This window comes from Micromonospora sp. NPDC048063, assembly GCF_043202855.1.
Classification (GTDB): domain Bacteria; phylum Actinomycetota; class Actinomycetes; order Mycobacteriales; family Micromonosporaceae; genus Micromonospora.
Map to the genome: position 1 here is coordinate 1 of NZ_JBIDBG010000037.1, position 7557 is coordinate 7557.

Sequence of the window (7557 nt, forward strand, 5' to 3'; positions counted from 1 at the left end):
CGCCGTGCCCGGCGCAGGGATCAAGCCTGACCGCCCGGAGCCGGGCACGGCGGGCCACACCCCCACACCCCCCACCACCACGCACCGCAAGACAAGGCAGGAAGGAAGAAGAACTCAAACCCCGAGATACCGAAGCACCGCGAGCACCCGTCGGCTGTAACCCCCCGCCCGCGACAGCTCCAGCTTGTCGAAGATCGTGTTGATGTGCTTCTCCACCGCGCTCTGCGACACGTGCAGCCGCCCGGCGATCGTGGCGTTGGTGTGGCCCTGCGCCATGTGGTGCAGCACGTCCCGTTCGCGCGGTGTCAGCCGCGCCAGCGGGTCGGTGCGGTCGGCGCCGGCCAGGACCTGCCGCACCACCTCGGGGTCCAACGCCGTCGCGCCCTCGGCCACCCGGTCCAGGGCGTCGAGGAAGTCGTCCACCTGGGCGACCCGGTCCTTGAGCACGTAGCCCACGCCCTCGGGACGGTCGGCGAGCAGCCGGGTGGCGTACCGCTTCTCGACGTACTGGGAGAGGACCAGGACTCCGGTGCCGGGCCAGCGCCGCCGGATCTCCAGGGCGGCCCGCAGCCCGTCGTCGGTGTGGGTGGGCGGCATCCGTACGTCGGTGACGACGACGTCGGGCCGGTGCCGGGCGACGGCGGCGACCACGTCGTCGGCGGTGGCGACGGCGGCGGCGACCTCGTGGCCCTCCTCGGTCAGCAGCCGGACCAGGCCCTCACGCAGCAGCGTGGAGTCCTCGGCGAGCACTATCCGCACGGCAGCTCCACCGACACCGTGGTGGGCCCGCCGGCCGGGCTGTCGACCCGCAGCCGTCCGTCCTGCGCCGCGACCCGTCGCGCCAGGCCGGACAGCCCGCGCCCGGCGGGGTCGGCCCCGCCGACGCCGTCGTCGTGCACCGTCATCCGGACGAACTCCTCCCCGGCCCCGATCTCGACGGTGATCAGGGTAGCGGCGGCGTGCTTCGCCGCGTTGGTCAGCGCCTCGCACGCGACGAAGTACAGCACGGTCTCGACCTGCCGCTGCGGGCGTACCGGCAGGTCGCAGTGGACGCGGACGGGAACGTCGGAGCGCTGTGCGACCATCTCCAGCACCTGCCCGAGGTCGGCGTCGTCGAGCGCGGACGGGTACACCCGCCAGGCCACCTCGCGCAGCTCCGCGACGGCCTGCTGCGCGTCGGCGTGGGCCTGGGCGAGCAGCGCGGCGGTGCGCTCGGCGTCGCGGCTGCGGCGGGCCCGGCCGAGCAGCATGCCGAGGGCGACCAGGCGCTGCTGGAGACCGTCGTGCAGGTCCCGCTCGATGCGCTGCCGTTCGGCGTCCACGGCGGCGATGACGCCGGCGCGGCTGGCGGCCAACTCCCGGACCCGGTTCTCCAGCAGGGTGCGGGCGTTCGGGCCGAGCAGGCGCCGGGCAAGCCGGACGTCCAGCGCGGCCACGCTCACCACGGCCTGCACGTTGACCAGGAGCAGCGCCGCGCCGACGACGGCCTGCAGCAGCGCGTCGGTCACGCCGAGGTCGCCGCGGAACACGGCCCGCACCACGATCGACGCCAGCACCACGCCGACGGCCAGCACCCCGTACGCGAGCAGGCCGAGCGCCCCGGGCAGCAGGCGGGCGGCCAGGTAACCGACCTCCCGCCGGCCCGCCGCCCCGGGCGGAACCTCGACGCCGTGGAACCGGGCCAGCCGGTCCCGCTCGTACCGCGCCAGCGTCGCGGCGTACCGGCGGATCGCGGTGCGGACGCGGCGACGGGCCGGCGGCACGGCCGCGGCGCCGGCCACGGCGACGGCCGCGCCGAGGAGGAACAGCGCCTCGACCACGGCCGTGAGGATCCCGAGGGCGACCCCGACGGGGATCCGGGTCGGGCGTGGCGTCACCGACCGGGGCACCTCCACCGGCTCAGCGCACCCCGTCGCGGTCCCACGGGGCGGGCTGCCCCGCCGAGTGGGCGCTGCGGTAGATGGTGCCCCGCCCGGCCGGGTCGGGCCCGTGGTGCAGCGGGGCGGGTCCGGGGGTCGGCTCCGCCTCGACGGCCGCTGCCGCACTCCGCCGGGCGCGGATCACCCGGGAGACCACGAACCAGCCGACGGCCGCCACGCTGGCGACGATGACCACGTTCTGGAGCACGCCGACGTACCCCTCGACCAGGTGCCAGTTGTCGCCGAGCAGGTAGCCGGCCATCACGAAGGTGGTGTTCCAGATCAGGCTGCCGAGGGTCGTGTAGACCGCGAACGTCCACACGGGCATGCGCTCCACGCCGGCCGGGATGGAGATCAGGCTGCGGAAGATCGGGATCATCCGGCCGAAGAAGACGGCCTTGACCCCGTGTCGCAGGAACCACTCCTCGGTGCGGTCGACGTCGCTGAGCTTGACCAGCGGCAGCCACTCCGCGATCGCCCGGATCCGCTCCCGACCGAGCGCGGCGCCGATGTAGTACAGCGCGAGGGCGCCGAGCAGCGAACCGAGGGTGGTCCAGAAGATCGCGCTGACCACACTCATCCGCCCCTGACCGGCGACGAAGCCGGCGAGCGGCAGGATCACCTCGCTGGGGATCGGCGGGAAGAGGTTCTCCAGGGCGACGGCCAGGCCCGCGCCGGGACCACCGAGCCGTTCCACCAGGCCGGTGACGTAGCCGACCAGGCCGTCCTCCGGTGGTGCGGCCTCCCCCGTGGCGGTTCCGGTGGCGAGCAGGGCGTGCGCGGTACGAATCATGGCCCCCACGCTACGAACTCATCCTGAGAGCCGACCATGGGGCCGGCCGCCCGGTTCCGCCGGGCGACCGCACCGGGCGGGTGCGGAAAACCGCAGGGGCCGCGCCCGACGGACCCGGCGGTGGCCGCCGTCCTAGCGGGCCGCCCGCGCCGCGACCGCGCGGGCGGTCCGGCGGTGCGCGGCGGCCTCGTCGGGGCGGCCCAGCGCGGCGGCGAGGTCGCCGAGGTGGTGGGCGACCGGGCCGAGGGTGAGGATGCCGCTGCCGGCCCCGGCCAGCTCGTCGGCGGCGGGCGCCAGTTCGGCGTACGCCCACCGCATCGTCGCGCCGTCACCGAGGGCCAGGGCGGCTCGGGCGGCGAGGCAGAGCCGGGCCTCGCGGAGCAGGTCGTGCGGTGACTCCGGGAGGGCGCGCAGCGCGGCGGCGGCCTCGCCCCGGTGGCCGGTGGAGAGCAGCACCAGGGGCCGGGCCCAGGGCTCGTACGGCCCGAAGTCCCCGTCCGTCCGGTCGTGCCGCCCCGGCCCGCTGGCTCCCCGCTCCCCCGGTGCGGGTGACAGGCGCAGGCACAGCAGCGCGAGGGCGAGCAGGCCGTGTTCCATGCCGGGCATCCCGCTGCCGGTGAGCGTGGCCTGCGCGGCCCGGTACGCGGCCTCCGCCCCTTCCGGGTCACCGCCGACCGCCAGCCGCAGGGCGGCGTACCACCGGGTGAAGACGCCCACCAGCGGCAGGTCGTACCGCTCGGCGAGGCGGTCCGCGGCGTCGGCGTGCGCGTCCGCGACCGTGAGGTCGGCGAGGGCGCAGTGCGCCTGCAGGAGGACGAGGTGGCCGAGGACCTCGAAGCTCACCAGCTCGTGCCGGGCGGCCAGGTCGACCAGTTCGGCGCCGATGCGGGCGCGCTCGGCGGCGAGACCGGCCCGGCCGAAGGAGTGCAGGAAGCGGGCGTTGAGCGCGTGCGCGAGCAGCGCCGGGTGCGACAGCCGCCGGGCGATGGCCTCCGCCTCGCGCGCCGCCCCGTGACCCCGGTCGGTGGTCGTTCCGCGCAACTCCAGGGCGAGGGTGCTCAGCAGCCGGCTGCGCCGTTCCGGCTCGTCGTCGCCGAGCGCGGCCAGCGTGCGCTCGGCGGCCCGGACGACCTGGCGGGAGAGCTGCTCGTCGTCGTTGCGGGTCCAGATCGCCGGGACGTCGAACGCGGTCAGCACGCTCGTGGCCAGGCCCGGATCGTCGAGCCCGACGGCCGTGGCGATCGCCGCCGACCGGAGCCGCCGCGCCTCGTCGAGGTGGCCGGTGACGGCGAGTGCCCGGCCCAGTCCCATCGCCGCGTCCAACCGCCCGCGTACGTCGTCGTCGCCCGCACGGTCGTGGGCGGCGACCGCCTGCCGCCACAGGCGGGCCGCCTCGTGCGGGTGGAAGCGGCGTTCGGCCCGCGCTGCCGCCGCCCGGGCGTAGCGCGCGGCGCGGGGCGCGGTGGCGCGGGTCGCCGCGCGGGCGAAGTGGTGGGCGAGGGCAGCGACGTCGTGCGGGTACAGCCGCTCGATGGCGTCCCCGGCGGCGGCGTGCCAGCGGGCCCGGCGCGGCCCGGACAGGTCGCCGTAGAGCGTGTCCCGCACCAGGATGTGGGTGAACCGCAGCCGCCCGTCGGCCTCGTGCTCGCCGAGGAAACCGGCCGCCAAAGCGCGGTCCAGGGCGTCCAGCACCGGCGCGGGGTCGCCGGCCAGCGCGGCCAGCACGTCCGGGTCGACGTCGCGGCCGAGCACCGCCGCCTGCCGCAGCACGGTCTGCGCCGCGTCCGGCAACCGGGCGAGGCGGTGCCGGATCACGTCCCGCACCCCCGCCGGGACCTGGTGCAGCGCCGACTCGCCCTCGGCCGCGAGCAGCCGCGCCAGTTCCCGGACGAAGAACGGGTTCCCGCCGCTGCGACGGTGGATCAGGCGTACCACCGCGTCGTCCAGCGCAGGCCCGGCGACGGCGCGGGCCAGGTCGCCGGTCGCCGGCTCGGGCAGGCCGCCGAGGTAGACCCGGACCGGTTCGGTGGGGGCCACCCGGGCCAGCGCGGCGGTCAACTCCGGGGTGATCTCGGCGGCGCGGTACGTCCCCACGACCAGCAGCGGGCCGGCGACCGGCTCCGGCTCGCCGACCAGGGCGGTCAGCAGGTCCAGGGTGTCGGCGTCGGCGCGGTGCAGGTCGTCGACGACCAGCAGCACCGGCGCCCGGCCGGCCGCCGCCGACACCACGGCGGCGGTGGCGCGGTGGACCCGGAACCGGGCCGCCGCCGGGTCCTCGCCGGGACCGACGGCGTACGGCCCCGCGCCGGTGCCGTACGAGCCCGGGCCGGTGCCGTCCGACCCCGCACCGACGGCGTGCGGCCCCGGGTCGGGGCCGCCGGGCGACGGCGCCTCCCGCCAGCCGGTGGCGTGCGGCGCCGGGTCGGTGGCCCCGGTGAGCGCGTCGGTGATCTGGGTCCACGGCCAGGCGGCGGGAGCGCCCTCGTACTCGGGGCAGTGGCCCCACGCCGTCGTCCAGCCGTCGGCGGTCAACTCCCCGGCGAGCGCGTCGGCCAGGGCCGTCTTGCCCGCGCCCGCCTCGCCCGAGACGAGGGCCAGCACGGGGGCGACGTGCCGGGCGACGTGCCGGGCGGCCTGCCGCAGGAGGGTCAACTCCTCGTCACGGCCGACGAACGGGCGGCGGTCGTCGCGGTCCCGGGCACCGGTGGGCGAGGTCCCTCGCGGCGCCGCCGGGCGATCGCGTCCCTGCTCGGTGCCGCCGCGAGCGGGCGGCACGGCGTCGGCCCGCGCCGGCGGGGACACCTCGGGCGGGATGAGTTCCGGCGCCTGGGCGAGGATGTCGGCCTCCAGTCGCCGCAGCCGGGGGCCCGGGTCGACGCCGAGTTCCGCCACCAGGGTGTCGCGGGCCTGCCGCAGCACGGCCAGTGCCTCGCCCTGGCGACCCGACCGGTACAGGGCCGTAGCCAGCAACTGCCAGGCGTCCTCCCGCAGCGGGTGACCGGTGGCGTGGGCCCGCAGCCCGGTGGCCGCCTCGGCGGCCCGGCCCAGGGCCAGCAGCGCCTCGGCCCGCCGCTCGACGGCCAGCATTCGCAGCTCGTCGAGCCGGTCAATCTCGGCCCGAACCCAGGGCTGCGCGGCGAACTCGGCGTACGCGGGGCCGCGCCACAGGGCGAGCGCGCCGTCCAGGCACGCCAGCGCCGGGCCGGGCCCGCCCGCTGCCAGCAGCTCGCCCGCCTCGGCGACCGCCGCCTCGAACCGCCAGGAATCCACCGCCTCGGGCGCGGCACGCAGCGCGTACCCGGGTGGATCGGTCACCAACAGCCGGGCCGGCTGCCGGGGTGGCCGGCCCGGTTCCAGGGCCCGGCGCAGGTCGGCGACGAACGTCCGGATCGCCCCCACCGCGCCGTCCGAGGGCTCCTCCCACAGGTCACCGACGAGCCGGTCGACCGGCACGACCCGGCCCCGGGCGACGAGCAGGCGGGCCAGCACCGCCCGCTGGCGGGGGCCCTTCAGCGCGACGGGACCGAGGTCGTTCACCGCCTCCACCGGCCCCAGCACGCCGAAGGCCACCGGGGGTGCCGCCGACTGCCTGGTCATGTCACCAATCTAGGCACGCCCGAGCGCCGGCTCTCCCGCGGCCGGGTCCGCGCGCCACTCACCCGTTGCTGACCGTTCACTGACCGGCCCCGGGCAGGCTCGACGCCGGACGACGTGGTCCCCGATGACCACCGCGCCCGCCACCTCACCCGCACCGCAGAGAGGACCACCCGTGAACCCGACCATCAGGGGATTCGACTACCGGCGCGTCACCGTCGCCGACGGCGTCACGCTCAACGCGGCAGTCGCCGGCTCCGGCAGCCCGGTCGTGCTGCTGCACGGCTTCCCACAGACCCATCTCATGTGGCGGCACGTCGCCGCCGATCTCGCCGCCGACCACACCGTGATCTGCCCGGACCTGCGCGGCTACGGCGACAGCGACAAGCCCGCCGACCCCGACGGCACCGCGTACGCGAAGCGGACCATGGCCGCCGACGTCGTCGCGCTGGCCCGCGCGCTGGGGCACGACCGCTTCGCCCTGGCCGGGCACGACCGAGGCGCGCTGGTCGCCGTCCGCGCCGGCCTCGACCATCCGCGGGCGGTCACCCACCTCGCCGCGCTCGACGTGCTGCCGACCCTCGACATGTGGGACGTCCTGCACGGCACGACCGCCGCCGTCGGCTTCCACCTCTACCTGATGGCCCAGCCGCCCGGCCTGCCCGAGCAGCTCATCGGTGCCAGCCCGGACGCCTTCTTCGGCCACTTCCTCGACGCCTGGACCCGGGACCCGGACGCCCTGCCCGCCGACGTGCGGGCCACGTACCTGCGGGCGTCCCGGGAGGCCGTCACCTCGATCGTCGCCGACTACCGCGCCTCGGCCGGCATCGACGTCGAGCACGACCGGGCCGACCGCGCGGCCGGCAACAGGCTGCGCATGCCGGTGACGGTGCTGCAGCAGGACTGGGGCGCGGCCCTCGGCTACGACGCGGCCGGGCTGTGGCGGGCGTGGGCGCCGGACCTGGAGCACCGCACCGTCTCCTGCGGCCACTTCATGGCCGAGGAGTCGCCCGCCGAGGTCGTCAAGGCCCTGCGCGCCCTCCTGGCCAGGTGACCGGCCGGCGGCCGTAGTGGGCTGGGGTGACCCAGCGCACCCCGCACGCCGGCCCGGATCCGGGGTCCGGGTCGGCTGAGCGGGGCGTCGGATCGGCTCGGCGCGGCTCATGTAAAGGACTCCGGTGCTTGATCAGCCCGGTGGTCCTGGGGTTGCATGAGCATCCCGGCTGGTCCGGTGGGTGGCGTCGAGCACGG

Annotated in this window: 5 protein-coding genes; 1 reads left to right on the forward strand and 4 read right to left on the reverse strand. The window is 76.8% G+C overall.

Going from position 1 to position 7557, the window contains the following annotated elements:
• Positions 1 to 114: 114 nt before the first annotated feature.
• The 4 genes from ACGFZ2_RS34165 to ACGFZ2_RS34180 form a co-directional block, all read right to left on the reverse strand.
• Positions 115 to 759 carry a response regulator gene (locus ACGFZ2_RS34165; protein ID WP_393460984.1) on the reverse strand — a complete coding sequence of 215 codons (645 nt, stop codon included), beginning with the start codon at positions 757 to 759 and terminating at the stop codon, positions 115 to 117.
• Positions 750 to 1877: a sensor histidine kinase gene (locus ACGFZ2_RS34170; RefSeq protein WP_393460987.1), complete on the reverse strand. Its 1128-nt coding sequence runs from the start codon at positions 1875 to 1877 to the stop codon at positions 750 to 752. Before ACGFZ2_RS34170 ends, ACGFZ2_RS34165 begins: the two co-directional genes overlap by 10 nt.
• Positions 1878 to 1899: 22 nt before the next feature.
• Positions 1900 to 2712 carry a DedA family protein gene (locus ACGFZ2_RS34175; RefSeq protein ID WP_393460990.1) on the reverse strand — a complete coding sequence of 271 codons (813 nt, stop codon included), beginning with the start codon at positions 2710 to 2712 and terminating at the stop codon, positions 1900 to 1902.
• A 132-nt stretch (positions 2713 to 2844) separates the two neighbouring features.
• Positions 2845 to 6309, reverse strand: coding sequence for a BTAD domain-containing putative transcriptional regulator (locus ACGFZ2_RS34180; RefSeq protein ID WP_393460993.1), 3465 nt, complete (start codon positions 6307 to 6309; stop codon positions 2845 to 2847).
• A 172-nt stretch (positions 6310 to 6481) separates the two neighbouring features.
• Between ACGFZ2_RS34180 and ACGFZ2_RS34185 the strand changes: the two genes are divergently transcribed.
• Complete coding sequence (locus ACGFZ2_RS34185; protein WP_393460996.1) at positions 6482 to 7360, forward strand: alpha/beta fold hydrolase; 879 nt, start codon at positions 6482 to 6484, stop codon at positions 7358 to 7360.
• The last annotated feature ends 197 nt before the right edge of the window (positions 7361 to 7557 follow it).